Raw genomic sequence first — 16187 nt, 5'->3', positions numbered from 1 at the left:
CGGGGCTGTGGGTTTCCCACATCGTTTTCATCGGGCCGCGAAGGGCGGCCCGCCGACTGCGAGGAATCCTGAAGATGAACCAATCTGCACTGATCCGTCCGGACTGGACGCCTGCGACCATTGCATTGATGGTGCTGGGTTTCATTGTGTTCTGGCCGCTCGGCCTAGCAATGCTCGCCTACATCCTCTTCGGCGACAAGCTGAGGGCGTTCAAGAAGGACGCCAATGAAGGAGTGGATCGCATGTGTGCCGGCTTCAAACGGAACCGCCGGGGACAATGGGCACATCATCGTACGGGCAATGTCGCCTTCGACGACTGGCGGACAGCGGAACTTGCCCGTCTCGACGAGGAGCGCCGCAAGCTCGACGAGATGCGCGAGGAATTCGACGGCTATGTACGCGAGCTCCGTCGTGCAAAGGACCAGGAGGAATTCGACCGCTTCATGCGCGAACGCAAGAACGGCCGCACCGGTCCGGAAGCCGGCTTCGAATCGAGCTGATCGCATCCGGTGTTTCATGACATCCGGTGTTTCATGTGAAACGCCGGATGTTACTCGTCCATCTGCCAAGTGCCCTGCGAATCGGCTAGAACGGCCTCATGTTTTCATCTCTCAAGCGGCGCCGTGGCAGTGGACCGCCCCTTGATGTCATCCGTGACATCGAGGTCGCCGGCAAGGTCCTTCCCCTGACCATTCGGCAAAATGCGCGAGCGACGCGGATGACGCTTCGCATCGAGCCCGGCGGGCGAGCGTTGAAGCTCACCGTGCCGGAGGGCTTGCCGGAGCGCGAGGTCAGCGCCTTTCTCATCCGGCACCAAGGCTGGTTGATGACCAAGCTCGCCCGCTTTTCCGGCGAAAGCGAGCTCGAGGACGGCGGCACCATCCTTGTTCGCGGCGTTGCGCACCGCATCGAGAGAACGGGCCGCCTGCGCGGCTTGACCGAAGCGCTCGTGATCGACGACGAGGCGGTTCTGAGGGTGGGCGGTGCCGAGGAGCATCTGCGCCGGCGCATCGCCGACTATCTCAAGAAGGAAGCCCGCAGCGAACTCGAGCGCCTGGTCGCCGTTTATGCGGGCAGGACGGGGCGCAGGGCACGCTCCCTCAGCCTGAAGGACACCCGCAGCCGTTGGGGCTCCTGCTCCGCCGAGGGCGATTTGAGCTTTTCCTGGCGGATTGCCATGGCGCCGCCGAAGGTGATCGCTTATCTCGCGGCACACGAGGTCGCCCATCTTCAGGAAATGAATCATGGACCGCGTTTCTGGGCGTTGTGCGAAAGCCTGTGCCCGGAAACGAAGGATGCCAAGCACTGGCTCAAGCGCAACGGCACGATGCTGCATGCGATCGATTTCGGGTAGATCGAGAGTGGCGAAACGGCCCCTCAACCCGCGGGCGGGGAGAGGGGACTGACGGAGCATGCCGCTTGTCCCTTCGCCCCGCTTGCGGGGAGAAGGTTCCTGCAGGCGGATGAGGGGGGCCGGCTTGGTTCGCTCGAAAAACACCGGATGCCCGCCGCCGCCCTCGCCCTAAGATTGGCCGCTGCCGTGCAACGGTTTTGCTCGACTCGGGCGGCATTTCATGCAAGGTCGCTTTCCATGAAAACGGAAGTGAAAATCTGTGGTTTGAAGACGGCCGAGGCCGTGGAGCGTGCCGTCGCGCTCGGCGCTTCCCACGTAGGCTTCATCTTCTTTCCCAAGAGCCCCCGCAACATCGAACCGGACGATGCCGGCCGCCTTGCCGCGCGCGCCCGCGGGCGCGCGAAGATCGTTGCGGTCACGGTCGATGCGGACAATGACGGTCTCGACGAGATCGTGTCGGCGCTCGACCCCGACGTCCTCCAGCTTCACGGTTCCGAAACTCCGGAGCGGGTCCTTTCCATCAAGGCGCTTTATGGTCTTCCGGTGATGAAGGCGCTTGCCGTCCGTGAGGCCTCCGATCTGGAGCGGATCGATCCCTATTTGGGCATCGTCGACCGTTTTCTCCTGGATGCGAAGCCTCCGGCCGGTTCCGATCTGCCGGGCGGCAACGGGATTTCTTTCGACTGGCGGCTTCTCGACGCGCTTGACGGAAGCGTCGATTACATGCTTTCCGGTGGATTGAACGCGGGCAACATCGCAGACGCACTTGCGCTGACCGGCGCCCGCGCCATCGATACATCCTCCGGAGTGGAAAGCGCGCCGGGGATCAAGGATCTGACGCTCATGGAAGCGTTTTTCGAAGCGGTCCGCCGGGCGGAAGCTTGAGCGGCCGTGATCAGGGAGCAAGACGTGAATCAACCGCCTAAACCGAACTCCTTCAGGTCCGGACCCGATGAAGAGGGCCGTTTCGGCATATTCGGCGGGCGCTTCGTCGCCGAGACGCTGATGCCGCTGATCCTCGATCTCCAGGATGAATGGGCGAGGGCGAAGAACGATCCGGCTTTCAAGGCGGAACTCGAAAATCTCGGCACCCACTATATCGGCCGGCCGAGCCCGCTCTATTTCGCCGAGCGCCTGACGGCCGAACTCGGTGGCGCCAAGATCTATTTCAAGCGCGAGGAGCTCAATCACACGGGCTCCCACAAGATCAACAATTGCATCGGCCAGATCCTGCTCGCCAAGCGCATGGGCAAGACCCGCATCATCGCAGAAACCGGCGCCGGCCAGCACGGAGTGGCATCGGCGACGGTCGCGGCGCGCTTCGGCCTGCCCTGCGTGGTCTACATGGGTGCGACCGACGTGGAGCGGCAGGCGCCGAACGTCTTCCGCATGAAGCTTCTCGGCGCCGAGGTGAAGCCGGTGACCGCCGGCAACGGCACCCTCAAGGACGCCATGAACGAGGCGTTGCGCGACTGGGTGACCAATGTCGACAGCACCTATTACCTGATAGGCACGGCCGCCGGCCCGCATCCCTATCCGGAGATGGTGCGCGACTTCCAGGCAGTCATCGGTGAGGAAGCCAAGCAGCAGATCCTCGAAGCCGAAGGCCGGCTTCCCGATCTCGTCGTCGCCGCCGTCGGCGGCGGTTCCAATGCGATCGGCATCTTCCATTCGTTCCTCGACGACGAGGGCGTCAGGATCGTCGGCGTCGAAGCGGGTGGCAAGGGGCTCGACGGCGACGAGCATTGCGCTTCGCTGACCGCCGGCTCGCCCGGCGTGCTCCACGGCAACCGCACCTATCTTCTTCAGGACGGTGACGGCCAGATCAAGGAAGGCCATTCGATCTCGGCCGGGCTCGATTATCCTGGCATCGGACCGGAACATGCCTGGCTGAACGACATCGGCCGCGTCGAATATGTGCCGATCATGGATCATGAGGCACTCGAGGCCTTTCAGACGCTGACGCGGCTCGAAGGCATCATCCCGGCGCTCGAACCGTCCCATGCGCTTGCCGAAGTCATCAAGCGCGCGCCGAAAATGGGCAAGGACGAGATCATCCTGATGAATCTCTCCGGTCGCGGCGACAAGGACATTTTCACCGTCGGCAAAATTCTCGGTATGGGGCAGTAAAGATCATGACCGCACGCATGGAGCAACGGTTCGCCGACGTGGCGGCCGAGGGGCGCCCGGTCCTCGTGACCTATTTCATGGGCGGCGACCCGGATTTCGACACGTCGCTGGCGATCATGAAGGCGCTGCGGCAGGCGGGTGCCGACATCATCGAACTCGGCGTGCCCTTTTCCGACCCGATGGCCGATGGACCGGCGATCCAGCTCGCCGGCCAGCGCGCGCTGAAGGCGGGGCAGTCTCTCGCCAAGACGCTGGAGCTCGCCCGGCTCTTCCGGGCGGAGGACCAGCGCACCCCCATCGTGCTGATGGGCTATTACAACCCGATCTATATCTATGGCGTCGAGCGGTTCCTGGCGGACGCACTCGAGGCCGGCGTCGACGGCCTGATCGTCGTCGATCTGCCCCCGGAAATGGACGACGAACTCTGCATTCCGGCACTTGAGAAGGGCATCAGCTTCATCCGCCTGGCAACGCCCACGACGGACGATCGCCGCCTGCCCAAGGTTCTCGAAAACACGTCGGGTTTCGTGTATTACGTCTCGATGACCGGGATCACCGGCTCGGCGCTGCCCGATCCGTCGCTGATCGCCGGAGCGGTCGCGCGCATCAAGGCGCATACGCCCTTGCCTGTCTGCGTCGGCTTCGGGGTGAAGACCGCCGACCATGCGCGCGCCATCGGCGCATCCGCAGACGGCGTCGTCGTCGGCACGGCGATCGTCAATCAGATCGCGTCGAGCTTGACCGAAGAAGGCCGGGCAACGGAAGCGACGGTCCCGGGTGTCGAAGCGCTCGTCAGGGGGCTTGCGGCCGGCGTACGGGCGGCACGGCTTGCTGCAGCCGAATAATTGCCCATATTGACGCGCACAAGCCGAAGGAAAATCTTCAGGAGACTGCTTAATTGAACTGGATCACAAACTACGTTCGGCCGAAGATCAACTCGATGCTCGGCCGCAGGGAAGTTCCGGAGAACCTCTGGATCAAGTGCCCTGAAACGGGCGAGATGGTGTTCCATCGCGATCTGGAAGAGAACAAATGGGTCATCCCGCAGTCCGGCTTCCACATGAAGATGCCGGCGAAGGCCCGTTTGAAGGATCTCTTCGACGGCGGAATCTACGAGGCCTTCCCGCAGCCCAAGGTGGCGCAGGACCCGCTCAAGTTCCGCGACTCGAAGAAGTACTCCGATCGCCTGCGCGACAGCCGCGCCAAGACCGAACTCGAGGACACGATCGTTGCCGGCCTCGGCCAGGTCCAGGGCATCAAGCTCGTCGCCGTCGCGCATGAGTTCAACTTCATCGGCGGCTCGCTGGGCATTGCCGCGGGCGAAGCGATCGTGAAGGCCTTCGAGCGCGCGATAGCGGAGAAGTGCCCGCTGGTGATGTTCCCGGCCTCGGGCGGCGCCCGCATGCAGGAAGGCATCCTGTCGCTGATGCAGCTGCCGCGGACGACCGTGGCTCTTAACATGCTCAAGGAAGCGGGCCTTCCCTATATCGTCGTCCTGACGAACCCGACGACCGGTGGCGTCACCGCATCCTATGCGATGCTGGGCGATATCCACATGGCCGAACCCGGCGCGGAAATCGGCTTTGCCGGCAAACGGGTGATCGAGCAGACGCTGCGGGAAAAGCTTCCCGAAGGCTTCCAGACTTCGGAATATCTGCTGGAGCATGGCATGGTCGACATGGTCGTCAAGCGCCACGACATCCCGGAGACGCTCGCGCGCGTTCTCAACATTCTGATGAAGAAGCCGGCCAAGGCGGTCAAGCGCGATACCGCGACGGAGTTGGCCCCGCTGCCGGTGGCCGCGAGCGCCTAGATTAGGGCTACCATCATGACGGCGACTGAGGTCAGCGAGGCGGCGCAGGAGATCGAGAAGCTTCTCGCGCTGCATCCCAAGGGGTTCGACCTTTCGCTCGACAGGATCACGCGGCTGCTTGCTGCCCTCGGCAATCCTCACGAGCGCCTGCCGCCGGTCATCCACGTGGCCGGCACCAACGGCAAGGGCTCGGTCACGGCCTTCTGCCGGGCGATCCTGGAGGCCGCGGGCCTCAGCGTCCATGTCCACACGTCGCCGCATCTGGTGAACTGGCACGAGCGCTATCGCCTGGGTGTAAAGGGCGGCAAGGGCGCCCTGGTCAGCGACCCCGTGCTTGCCGATGCCGTACGCCGCGTTGCAGAAGCGAATGGCGGTGAGAAGATCACCGTGTTCGAAATCCTGACCGCGGTCACCTTCCTGCTCTTCGCCGAGCATCCGGCCGATGTCGCGATCATAGAAGTCGGCCTCGGCGGACGCTACGATGCGACCAATGTGATCGCCCGGCCGGCCGTCTCCGTGATCATGCCGATCTCGCTCGATCATCAGGCCTATCTCGGCGACCGGGTCGAACTGATCGCTGCGGAAAAGGCGGGGATCATGAAGCGCGGCTGCCCGGTGGTGATCGGCCACCAGGAGGAAGAGAGTGCGCGCGATGTGCTGATCGCGACCGCCGAACGTCTCGGCTGCCCCATATCCGTCTACGGACAGGATTTCATGGCGCATGAGGAGTTCGGCAGGCTGATCTTCCAGGATGAGAACGGCCTTGCGGATCTGCCGCTGCCGCGCCTGCCGGGCCGGCATCAATATGCCAATGCCGCGGCGGCGATCCGTGCCGTTCGGGCAGCCGGCTTCGATGTTCCCGAGGCGGCTATCGAGAAAGGGTTGGCCGGCGTCGAGTGGCCGGGACGCCTGCAGCGCCTCGCCGGCGGCAGGCTCTCGCATTTCGGCCCGCCGGGCGCCGAGATCTGGATCGACGGCGGACACAATCCGGGCGCCGGCCATGTCATTGCCGAGGCGATGGCCACCTTCGAGGAGCGCGACCCGCGACCGCTCTTCCTGATCATCGGCATGATCAATACCAAGGAACCGATCGGCTATTTCAAGGCTTTCCTCGATCTGACCGAACAGGTCTTCACCGTGCCGGTGCACGGGTCCGACGCGGGACTGGACCCGCTGGCGCTGGCCGCCGATGCGGCCGCTGCGGGACTCGAGGCCAATGCCACCTCCTCGGTTGCCGAAGCGCTCGGCCAGATCGCCGAACTCACCGACGAGGACCCCGTGCCGCCGCGTGTGCTGATCGGCGGCTCGCTCTACCTGGTCGGCGACGTGCTGGCGGAAAACGGCACGCCGCCGCGGTAGATCACGATGGTTTTAGGATAGACCCAAAATCATGAACGTGATCGATTCGAATGGATTGACGCGGGATGCGGGCGGAAAACCGGACACACGTTTCGTCATCCCGCTCTAAGGTTCGGAACGAAGGGTTCGCAGTTGCCGGCCCCTCATCCGGCCTGCCGGCCACCTTCTCCCCGCAGGCGGGGCGAAGGAGACTCGCGGCAAGCGCCAGGGCAATCCCCTCTCCCCGCTCGCGCAGGGCTGTCCGGGGAAAGTTCCGGGTGAATCGAAATGTCGCAGGCGCATGCCCCGTCAGACGGCGTTTTTCCGTCTATTTTCTGGTTGTCGAGACTCAGAAAAGGAGACGGAGCATGCGGTTCACCCCTAGCATTTTCGCCCAGCTGCTGAAAGCGATTGATCGCCGCAGCTTTCAGGCGATTGTGGATCGTCATGCCGGGGATGCCTACGACAAGTGCTTTACCAGCTGGGATCATCTGGTGGCACTGATCTATGCCCAGTTGAGCGCCACGACCAGCCTGCGCGGGTTGGAGGCGAGCTTCAACGCCAACAGTCAGCATCATTACCATCTCGGCAGTGGCCGGCTGATGCGCTCGACGCTGTCGGACGCCAACCGCCGCCGCCCGGTCGCCGTCTTCGCCGAGACCTTCGCGCTTCTGGCCGGTCAGCTCGACCGGCAGACGCGCCGGGAGGGCACCAAGATGCTGCGGCTGATCGATTCGACCCCGATCCCGCTGGGTAAGCTGTACGATTGGGCCAAGTCGAACGGCCGCATCCGCGGCATGAAGCTGCATGTCGTCTATGATCCCAAGGCCGATTGTCCAGGCATCCTCGACATCACCGACGCCAACGTCAACGACGCCCAGATCGGCCGCACGATCACCATCGAAAAGGGCGCAACCTATGTCTTCGACAAGGGCTACTGCCATTACGGCTGGTGGACGGCGATCGCCGAAGCCGGCGCCAGTTTCGTCACCCGGCCGAAGACCAACATGGGACTGGCTTTGGTCGCTGAACGCCCCGTTGAGCAACCTCAAGGCGATGGCTTCCTGGTCCTCGAAGACAGCCAGGTCAGCCTCGCCAGCAAGGGCGATTCCAAGCTGCCGATCGGCTTGCGCCGGGTAATCGTCAAGCGCCAGGACGGCGATACGATCACGCTTCTGACCAACGACCTCGAGCGCTCCGCCGTCGAGATCGGCCAGCTCTATAAGGATCGCTGGCAGATCGAGCTTCTGTTCCGCTGGATCAAACAGCACCTCAAGATCCGCAAGTTCCTCGGCAACAACGACAACGCCATCCGCCTGCAGATCTTCGCGGCGATGATCGCCTATGCACTGTTGCGCATCGCCGCCCGCCTCGCCCGCGTCCCTCTACCGATCCTGCGCTTCACCGACCTCGTCACCCAGTGCCTGTTCCAGCGCAAAAGCATCGCCGAAATCCACAAGCCGCCGCAGGTCAATCCAAGCCGACCAAAACCCCGGACCATCCCAAACCAAATGGTCTTCCGCTATGCATGAATTTTCCCCGGACAGCCCTGCCGCTCGCGGGGAGAGGGTTAGGGTGAGGGGCAGGTAGCCGGCGACGCACATGGTTCAGCCGAAAAGAAAAAGCCCGGCCAAGCCGGGCTTCGCATTGTCGATTTCAAGTCCGGGTGGCTCAAGCCACCGCGTTCGAAATCCACGAGCTGAGCGCCGTCTTCGGTGCGGCGCCGACCTTGATGTCGGCGACTTCGCCGCCCTTGAACATGGCAAGCGTCGGGATCGAGCGGACCCCGTATTGCGCCGCGAGCTCGGGGTTTTCGTCGATATTGAGCTTGACGACCTTGACCTTGCCGGCAAGCTCGGTGGCGATTTCTTCGAGGCTCGGCGCAATCATCTTGCACGGGCCGCACCATTCCGCCCAGAAGTCGACGACGACCGGTTCGGCCGAGTTCAGAACTTCTTTCTGAAAATTGGCAGTATCGACTTTCACAGTAGCCATCGGGTGCTCCTTCGGAATGGCAGTGTCCAGATGTTGTGTCTCATGTGAGGCATCGCCACCGGATTTTCAATATCGTGTATCTCACTTTGTCGCGAGCTCTTCAAGACTCCTGTCCAGCATCGGCTCGGGAAGCACCCGGATCGCGGGCCCTTCCGTGAAGATCAGCACGCATCGGAAACGCTTGCCGGGGTAAAGAGGTTTCAGGAGTTCGCGATAGATCGCAAGCTGATTTCTGTAGACCGGCGCTATCTCTTCGGGCGTCTCAGGGATTTCGCGGTTGGTCTTGTAATCGGCGATCGTCACCATGTCGCCGGTGACGGCCAGACGGTCGATCCGGCCCGATACGGCGAATTCGCGGACCCCAAGCTTCAGCGTCCCCATCACGGAGACCTCCGCCCGGCTGTGCTCGCCGAAAAGCGGTTGCAGATCCGCATGGTCGAGCACGTCCATCACGGTCCCGGCGAGTGCGCGCCGTTCGGCTTCGGGCCAGCGTGGCACGGAACGGGCGAGATAGCGCTCCGCCGCGGCCAGACGCTCGGGGCCGTCGACCGACGGAAGAACCTGCAGCAACCGGTGCAGGATCGCGCCGCGCAGCATCGAGAATTTCGGCGCGCTCTTGCCGGCGAAGAGGGCCGAGCCGACGATCGCTTCGGCGTCGGGATCGTCGATTGCGATGGTCGTGCCGGACGGGGCAAGAGGCCGGGGCAGCCGCCGCGGCGCGGCCGGAGGCGTGAAAAGCGCCGTCGGCAGGCCGGCTGTCGGCCGTTGCGATTCTTCGGAGCGGCCTTCGGATGTCGGAAGGTCGCGCGGCACATGCGCTTCGCGCCAGGCTATCCCCTGCCACTCCTCGCTTCCGGCGCGGAAAAGCCTCGGCGTTCCGCGGCCCTTGAGGTCCTGTGCCAGCGTCCCCTGCACCATCGAATGCCAGGTGTCGGTGTTCTGGCGCTGCCCGCGATAGCCGCAGACGATCAGGCGGTCGGCTGCGCGCGTCATGCCGACATAGAGGAGCCGGCGGTATTCCTCCTCGGCGAGCTTCTTCAGCCGCTCGTTGTCGGCGGCGATGAGCGAGTTCGGCGCCGAGCCCGGCGCGCGCCAGACCGGGACCGTGAGCGTGGAATGATCGACCTGCGCTTTCTCCAGGAAGCGCAGGTCCGAGACCTGCTGGCGAACGAAGGCCTCGCCGCCGCCGTCGACCAGGAAGACGACCGGCGCCTCGAGGCCCTTTGCGGCATGTACGGTCATCACGCGGACCTCGTCGCGTTCCTTGTCCTGCTCGCGCTTGACCGTCGGCGCTTCGATCTCCAGCGTCGAGATGAAAGCCTGCAGGCCCGGCAGACCGTTCCTTTCATGATCGAGAGCGAAGGTGAGGAATTCGTCGAGAATATCACTGACTTCGCTGCCGAGGCGCGCCAGGAAGGCACGCCGTCCGCCATCGGCGCCCAGGACACGGGCATAGAAATCGTGCGGCAGCAGTTCCCGCGCCAGGCCGGAATAGCGCGAAAGCGTGCGGACCGCTTCATGATAACGGCTCGTCTCCTCCGCGCCCGCCTGCCGCAGCCGCCGCCAGAGGCTTTCGCCCTCGGTCCGCCGGGCGGCGAGTTCGAAGACGTCCTCCTCGCCAAGATCGAGGAGCGGGCTCTTCAGCAGTGCCGCGAGCGACAGGTCGTCCTCGGGCAGAAGCACGAACCGGCCGAGCGCGATCAGGTCCTGCACGGCGATATGGCTGGTCAGAACCAGTCGGTCCGCGCCGGCGACGGGAATATTGCCCCGCCGCTTGAGGGCGCGCGTCAGGGCGTTGACGAAGGCGTCGCGTTTGCGGACCAGCACGATGACGTCGCCGGGCCGCATCGCTCGGCGCACGCCTTTTTCGATCACCGTCTCCCGGCCGATCCAATCTTCGAGGACCGCTGCAATGCGCCGGGCGAGGATGTTGACCGGCGCGCGCTCGGGCGTCGCGTCGAAAGGAGCGGTCCAATCCTCTTCCGAAGCCGCCGGCTCGGGCGCGATCACATCCCAGAGGTCGACGGCGCCCGGCTGGCCGATCCTGTTCGAGGCATGCACGATCGCCTCGCTCCGGGCGCTCAGGCCTCTCGCATTCCCGGGATTTGCAAAGACCGTATCGACGGCGGAGAGCACGTCCACCGTCGAGCGGAAGGAAAGCTGCAGGCGGATGGGGCTGAAGTGCTTGTTGCCCGCGCGCACCCGCCGCTCCGTCAACGTGCTCTCACGCGAAAAGCGCTCCGGCCGGGCTCCCTGGAAGGAATAGATCGACTGCTTCTCGTCGCCGACGGCGAAGATCGTGCGGTCGTCCGCACGCGCCGTTTCGCCGGCAAAGAAATCCGCCGCGAGCGACTGGATGATCGTCCACTGAGCGGGACTCGTATCCTGCGCCTCGTCGACGAGGATATGGTCGATCCCCTGATCCAGCTTGTAGTGCACCCAGGCACCGACGTCGCTTCGGGCAAGCAGTGCCGCCGTGCGGTGGATGAGATCCTCGAAATCGAGCTGGCTGCGTGCCTTCTTGAGCGCTTCGTAGTCGCGGTTGAGCCTCTCGGCGAGAACGAGGGCGGCGCGGGTCGCCCCGTACATCTGGACGATGCTCAGGCGGTCCACGCAGGCGAGCATATGGCTGCGCGCCTCTTCGACCCTGAGTTCGAGCTGCGGCGCTGCACGGCGCATGGCGGCGTTCAGAAAGGCCGATTCCGCCTTCGGCTTGCCGCCGCCGTTGAAGAAGAGTTCCACGAGTTTGGAATAGCGGGTGGCGGCGTCATCGATCGCGCGGACGGCCCGCAAGCCGTCTGCGATGGCAGAGGGCTTCGCGCCGCCGAGGCGCAATCCAAGGTCGATATAGTCATCGAGTGCCGGGCCATTTAGCCCCGCCAGCGGCCAGACCGCGGCCATGACCGTCCCGGCGGTCTCGCCGGGTTCGAGGCCGAGCGCTGCCCGCAGATGCGCTTCCATACCGCCGCGTCCGGAGGCGTGGTCGAGAAAGGCCTGGATCGGCGCCCGGTTGGCGACGATCGCCGCAAGCAGTTTTTCAAGCCCGGTATCGTCGGCAAGATCGAGGACCGTGGCGAAGGCCTCCGCCAGTTCCCCGTCGCTCGCTGCTGCCGTGGCGGTCAAGAGAGCCCTGCGGGCATCGGCGAGCAGCACCGCCGCTGCGCGGTCGTCGAGAACGGAGAAATGCCCTGCGACATTGGCCTCGAGCGGGAACTGGTGCAGAAGCGCCTCGCAGAAGGCATGAATCGTCTGGATTTTCAGCCCGCCCGGGGTTTCCAGGGCGCGCGCGAACAGCCGGCGGGCCTCCTGGATCTTGGCCGTGGGCGGCCGCTTGCCTTCGATCGCCTCGATGCGCTTTTCCAGCGTGGTATCGTCGAGGGTCGCCCATTCGGCGAGTTTCTCGAACACGCGGTTCGACATCTCGGAGGCGGCCGCCTTCGTGTAGGTCAGGCAGAGGATGGCGGACGGCCGGCAACCCGCAAGCAGAAGCCGGATGACGCGCTGCGTGAGCACATGCGTCTTGCCGGAGCCGGCATTGGCGGAAACCCAGGCGGAACACGCGGGATCGGAGGCGAGCGCCTGCCGTTGCGTCGTCCAGTCGAGCCACCCCTCGGGGCTTCTCTCCTCCGGGCCTGTCGCATCACTCCTCATCGTCGTCCTCGCCATCTGCGGTCGCCCATTCGGCGACGCGCGCCAGATGATCGTATTCCCCGCCGTAGTCGCGTTGTTTCTGAACGATCAGGCGCGAGGCGAAGCCGAACCTGCCGCTCATAAGCGCGGAAAGCAGCTTGCGGAGCTCGGCGAGCGACTCGTCCGCCAGCTGTCCGGTAGATTTCGTCTCCTTCGAACGGGCGCCCTCGTTGTTGACCGTGTCGACGGCAAACCGGCTGCCCGGCTTCAGCCGGACATAGCGCAGCGAGTGCGGCTGAGCCGGACCGATCACACGGAATGCCCCGGCCCTGAGCGCCGCCGCCTCGAGCGCCAGCTGCGGGTCGAGAAGCGCCCGTGCCTCTTTGGGCGAGGGGCTCGATCCGGTCTTGTAGTCGATGATGTCGATCGTTCCGTCCGCCAGGCGATCCAGCCGGTCGGCGATGCCGGTCAGCCGGATATCGCCGATGCCGAGATCCATCGCCGCCGGTACCTCGGTGAACGATTTCACAATGCCGTGCCGGCGCTCCCGTTCCCATTCGAGGAACGCCCTTCCGACCGCCTGGAAGCGTGGCCGCCAGATGGTGTCGATATGCGCAGGCAGTTTCTCCTCGTCGAAGGCCTCGTCGGTGAGCCGGATCATCGCTTCCTCGCCCTCGCGCGCCGCCGGGTCGAAGCCGCCCTTCACGAATCGATCGACGATCCGGTGATAGAGCAGGCCGCGTTCGGCCGCACCCGGATCGCGGTTGAACGGTTGGATCGGTTCCAGCCGGAGAATGCGCCTCGCGTAGACGGCATAGGGATCGCGGCGCAGCCGCGTCACTTCGCTGAAGGAATATTTTCGGGGCTGCAGCTCCGCGGGAGGCTTCGGTTCCGGCCGCTCCGACAACGGCTGACGCTCGCCTTGGTCGAGAATGCGCATCCAGTGGAGATAGTCGGCGCCATTTGCCTTGAGCAGCGCCGTCAGCCTCTCGCCGCCGAGCGCCTGAAGGCGCTGCAGCCATCGGGAAGCCACCGTCGGCGCCGATCCCTGACGCATGGAGCGCGAAAGGATCAGCCGGCGGGTGCCGCAGGCCATCTGGAAGTCATGCGCGAGCTGGCCGATGCGCCGCTCCGGCGGCTCCAGACCGATACCCGCCTTCATCGTTCGCGAAAGGAACGGATCGTTCGACGTCTGCCCGGGCCAGGTGCCCTCGTTCATGCCGCCGAGCACCACGAGGTCCACGCTTTGCAGGCGCGATTCGAGCGCTCCGAAAATGAAGACGCGGGGATGGCGCATCGACCGCGGCTTAACGGCTTCACTTGCGGCAAGCGCCTCGAGAATGTCGCACCATTGCGGCCCGTCGGCCTCCATCTGGCCATCGGTTTCGATGATGCCCCTGAGGAGCGTCGCCAATATTTCGCCGGCTTCCGAAGCCCAGAGGGCGCCGAGATTGCCTTGCTCGTCGATGGCGGCCGCCTCCAGAGCGCGCCCCGTACGCTCCGCCCAATCCGAAAGGGGCAGCACGGTCGAGCGGTGACGGCCGGTTTGCGGGTCGGCAGAGAGATTGCTGGACAGGGGGCCGACCGCCGAGGCTATCCGGCGTGCGAGTGCGCGCGCCATGGCGATATCGTCCGGGCCGATACCCGCTCTCCAGGGCGGCGGGTGCCGGTCGGTCTTCTGCCTGTCGAGCGCCTTGTCGAGGACCGCTTCCAAGGCCGAAACGTCGGCCGCATCGGTGCCGCCGCGCAGGGCCGCGAGCTCCAGCACGTCCGCAGCTCGGCGCGCATCGTCCGCCGTCCGGCCGAAGCGCGCCAGCGGATGCTTGAGGAGTGCGACCAGGGCGACCGGGTCGTCGGGCCTGAGCGTTGCCTCCAGCAGCAGCCGGGCAAGTGCGCCCGCCGGCGTCGCCGAGAGCGGAATGCCGGCGGAATCGTCCGCCTCTATACCGAAGCGGGCAAGCTCGGTGCCGACCCGACGCGCAAGGCCTCGATCGGGGGTGATGAGCGCCGCCTGGCTCTCCTCGTCGGCTTCGAGCGCGAGCCGAAGCGCGATCGCGATGGCGGTTGCCTCTTCGCGTTCGTTCGCCGCTTCGATCAGCGCCACATCCGCAAAGGCGGAGAGGAGTCTTTCCGCATCGAAGCTCCGGCGGGCTTCCATCCAGACGTCAGTCGCGTCGGCCGGTAACAGCGCCCGCGAAAGGACCGCGCTGCGATAGTCGAGATCATCGGCAGCGCTCGCAAGGGCGGGCACGTCCCCGAGTTCGATGCCCATGCGCTTGAGCAGACGGTGAAATCCATATTGCGGGTGGGTGCGGCTTGCCGGGTTCCTTGCAGAAGTGCCGGAGCCGGACGTCTCTCCCGCGATCAGCCGCCACTCCGCATCGCTCATCGATCCGTCGAGGCCGGGGAGCACGATCGTACCGTTCGGCAGCGTCTTGACCGCGGCGATCAGTGCGGCCGTCGCCGGGATCGAACCGGTCGAACCGGCGATGATGATCGGCCCGCTCACTTTGCCGGCGGCGATACGCTGGGTCTCGGCCTTCAGCACTGCATTGCGGTGGCGTGCGGGCGAGGAGTGCTTGAGTTCGGCCAGCCGCTCCGGCCAATAGGTGCGGGCGATCTTTAGGAAGGCGAGCGTCAGTTGCCACCAGAGCGCATGTTCGCCCCCGTCGAGCCCGTCGAGGGCATCCCAGTCGAGTTCCTCGGTCTCGATCGCATCGATGAGTTCGGCGAGGTTCCGCGCGAGCCAGATGGCGTCGGCAGGGCTTGCCGGAGCGATCAGCGGGCTTTCCGCGTGGATGTCGAGGACCACCTGCGGCAGGCGGTTTCGCCAGGCGAGAATGAGGCGGCCGAGTTCGATGAGCCGTGCCGTTCCGGAAAGCGGCGGCGCGAGGTCGAGGATCGCCGGCACCTCGGCGTCGAAGAAGCCGCTGTCGTCGTCGGTCTCGCCGAGCGCCCGGATCATCGGCAGGATCGCCGAACGGCCGCCGAGCAGATCGACGAATTCCGAACGCAGCACGCGGGCGGAGCGCCGGGTCGGCACGAAGATCGTAACACCGGCCAGTGCCAGCGGCTGCGCCGGATCGTAGCGGAAGCCAGGGGTCAGCTCGCCATTGCAGAGCCTTTCCGCGACCGTCCTCAGAAAGGGCAGGCCAGCTGGAATCGTGAAGACGTTCGGATGTCCGGGCACCTCATCCCTCCGGCCGGAAGCGGCGGATCGCAGCCTCGGCCTCCGCTATGGCTTCCGGCGAGCCGACGGTGATCCAGTGCCCTTCGAGCATCAGGCCGAAAAGGCGTCCCCGGGCGATCGCCCGGTCGAAATAGATGTTGAGGTTGAACGCCTCGTCCGGCGCATCGGCAAGCAGCGCTGCGTCCATGGCGATCGCGCCGGCATAGACGACGGGATTTTCCATGCCTTCTTCATAACGCGTGAGCCGGCCGTCTTCCGATAGCGAGAAATCCCGTTTGCCGTTGTGCCCGGTCGTGTCCTCGAGACGCACGCAGAGCAGCGCCATGTCCATGCGCTCCGAATCGAAGAACTCGGCAAGCTTTTTCAGGTTGCACGGTTGCCGCGGTTTTTCGCCGATCCAGAAGAGGTCGGCATTCATCACGAGGACGGGCCCGCCATCGAGCAGTTTCAGGCCCTTCGCGAGCCCGCCGCCGGAATTCATCAGCGCGTCCCGCTCGTCCGAAATCAGGATATGCGGCACCTCCCGCCGGCCGAGGTGCTCCTCCATCTGGCCGGCGAAATGATGGACGTTCACAACGGCCCTGGTCACACCCGCGGCGGCGAGCAGATCCAGCACATAGTCGATCATCGGCTTGCCGGCTATCCTGACCAGCGGCTTCGGCAGCGTGTCGGTGACCGGCCGCAGGCGGGTGCCCAGTCCGGCCGCAAGCACCATGGCATTGGTGATGGGCATCGTA

The 16187-nt window shown here is 65.0% G+C and carries 12 protein-coding genes; 8 read left to right on the top strand and 4 right to left on the bottom strand.

Translation table 11 applies throughout. From position 1 onward, the window contains the following. Positions 1-74 precede the first annotated feature (74 nt). The 8 genes from JOH52_RS06340 to JOH52_RS06305 all read left to right on the top strand — a co-directional run bounded on the left by JOH52_RS06340 (position 75) and on the right by JOH52_RS06305 (position 8167). Positions 75-500 carry a DUF2852 domain-containing protein gene (locus JOH52_RS06340; protein WP_010968303.1) on the top strand — a complete coding sequence of 142 codons (426 nt, stop codon included), beginning with the start codon at positions 75-77 and terminating at the stop codon, positions 498-500. A 98-nt stretch (positions 501-598) separates the two neighbouring features. Then, complete coding sequence (locus JOH52_RS06335; protein ID WP_010968304.1) at positions 599-1354, top strand: M48 family metallopeptidase; 756 nt, start codon at positions 599-601, stop codon at positions 1352-1354. Between the two features lie 237 nt (positions 1355-1591). After that, a complete protein-coding gene (locus tag JOH52_RS06330; RefSeq protein WP_003536445.1) occupies positions 1592-2239 on the top strand; it encodes a phosphoribosylanthranilate isomerase in 648 nt (215 codons plus the stop codon). Positions 2240-2263: 24 nt separating this feature from the next. Further along, positions 2264-3484 (top strand): tryptophan synthase subunit beta, encoded by a 1221-nt coding sequence (gene trpB, locus JOH52_RS06325; RefSeq protein WP_003536446.1) that lies wholly within the window; start codon positions 2264-2266, stop codon positions 3482-3484. A 5-nt stretch (positions 3485-3489) separates the two neighbouring features. Next, positions 3490-4329, top strand: coding sequence for a tryptophan synthase subunit alpha (trpA, locus tag JOH52_RS06320; RefSeq protein ID WP_010968305.1), 840 nt, complete (start codon positions 3490-3492; stop codon positions 4327-4329). Between the two features lie 53 nt (positions 4330-4382). Beyond that, complete coding sequence (gene accD / locus JOH52_RS06315) at positions 4383-5297, top strand: acetyl-CoA carboxylase, carboxyltransferase subunit beta (protein WP_003536448.1); 915 nt, start codon at positions 4383-4385, stop codon at positions 5295-5297. Between the two features lie 15 nt (positions 5298-5312). Beyond that, entirely contained in the window at positions 5313-6656 is a 1344-nt protein-coding gene (locus JOH52_RS06310; RefSeq protein ID WP_010968306.1) for a bifunctional folylpolyglutamate synthase/dihydrofolate synthase, read from the top strand. Positions 6657-7003: 347 nt separating this feature from the next. Further along, positions 7004-8167, top strand: coding sequence for an IS4-like element ISRm16 family transposase (locus tag JOH52_RS06305; RefSeq protein WP_003537933.1), 1164 nt, complete (start codon positions 7004-7006; stop codon positions 8165-8167). 139 nt (positions 8168-8306) lie between these two features. Here JOH52_RS06305 and trxA read toward each other — a convergent pair whose 3' ends face one another. The 4 genes from trxA to JOH52_RS06285 all read right to left on the bottom strand — a co-directional run bounded on the left by trxA (position 8307) and on the right by JOH52_RS06285 (position 16183). Further along, positions 8307-8630 (bottom strand): thioredoxin, encoded by a 324-nt coding sequence (gene trxA / locus JOH52_RS06300; RefSeq protein ID WP_010968307.1) that lies wholly within the window; start codon positions 8628-8630, stop codon positions 8307-8309. An 81-nt stretch (positions 8631-8711) separates the two neighbouring features. After that, complete coding sequence (gene addA, locus JOH52_RS06295) at positions 8712-12281, bottom strand: double-strand break repair helicase AddA (RefSeq protein WP_010968308.1); 3570 nt, start codon at positions 12279-12281, stop codon at positions 8712-8714. Then, positions 12271-15450, bottom strand: coding sequence for a double-strand break repair protein AddB (gene addB, locus JOH52_RS06290; protein WP_013844953.1), 3180 nt, complete (start codon positions 15448-15450; stop codon positions 12271-12273). Before addB ends, addA begins: the two co-directional genes overlap by 11 nt. Position 15451: 1 nt before the next feature. Then, positions 15452-16183, bottom strand: coding sequence for a nucleotidyltransferase family protein (locus JOH52_RS06285; protein ID WP_010968310.1), 732 nt, complete (start codon positions 16181-16183; stop codon positions 15452-15454). Positions 16184-16187: the final 4 nt, after the last annotated feature.

Source organism: Sinorhizobium meliloti (assembly GCF_017876815.1).
GTDB classification, from domain to species: Bacteria; Pseudomonadota; Alphaproteobacteria; order Rhizobiales; family Rhizobiaceae; genus Sinorhizobium; species Sinorhizobium meliloti.
This window is presented reverse-complemented; position numbering and strand designations above follow the sequence as displayed.

Excerpts from the sequence above, each read along its gene's own strand:
- JOH52_RS06285 (WP_010968310.1), bottom strand. The coding sequence starts at position 16,183 with ATGCCCATCACCAATGCCATGGTGCTTGCGGCCGGACTGGGCACCCGC.
- JOH52_RS06305 (WP_003537933.1), top strand. The coding sequence starts at position 7,004 with ATGCGGTTCACCCCTAGCATTTTCGCCCAGCTGCTGAAAGCGATTGAT.
- JOH52_RS06310 (WP_010968306.1), top strand. The coding sequence starts at position 5,313 with ATGACGGCGACTGAGGTCAGCGAGGCGGCGCAGGAGATCGAGAAGCTT.
- trpA (WP_010968305.1), top strand. The coding sequence starts at position 3,490 with ATGACCGCACGCATGGAGCAACGGTTCGCCGACGTGGCGGCCGAGGGG.
- addA (WP_010968308.1), bottom strand. The coding sequence starts at position 12,281 with ATGAGGAGTGATGCGACAGGCCCGGAGGAGAGAAGCCCCGAGGGGTGG.
- JOH52_RS06340 (WP_010968303.1), top strand. The coding sequence starts at position 75 with ATGAACCAATCTGCACTGATCCGTCCGGACTGGACGCCTGCGACCATT.
- trxA (WP_010968307.1), bottom strand. The coding sequence starts at position 8,630 with ATGGCTACTGTGAAAGTCGATACTGCCAATTTTCAGAAAGAAGTTCTG.
- JOH52_RS06330 (WP_003536445.1), top strand. The coding sequence starts at position 1,592 with ATGAAAACGGAAGTGAAAATCTGTGGTTTGAAGACGGCCGAGGCCGTG.
- JOH52_RS06335 (WP_010968304.1), top strand. The coding sequence starts at position 599 with ATGTTTTCATCTCTCAAGCGGCGCCGTGGCAGTGGACCGCCCCTTGAT.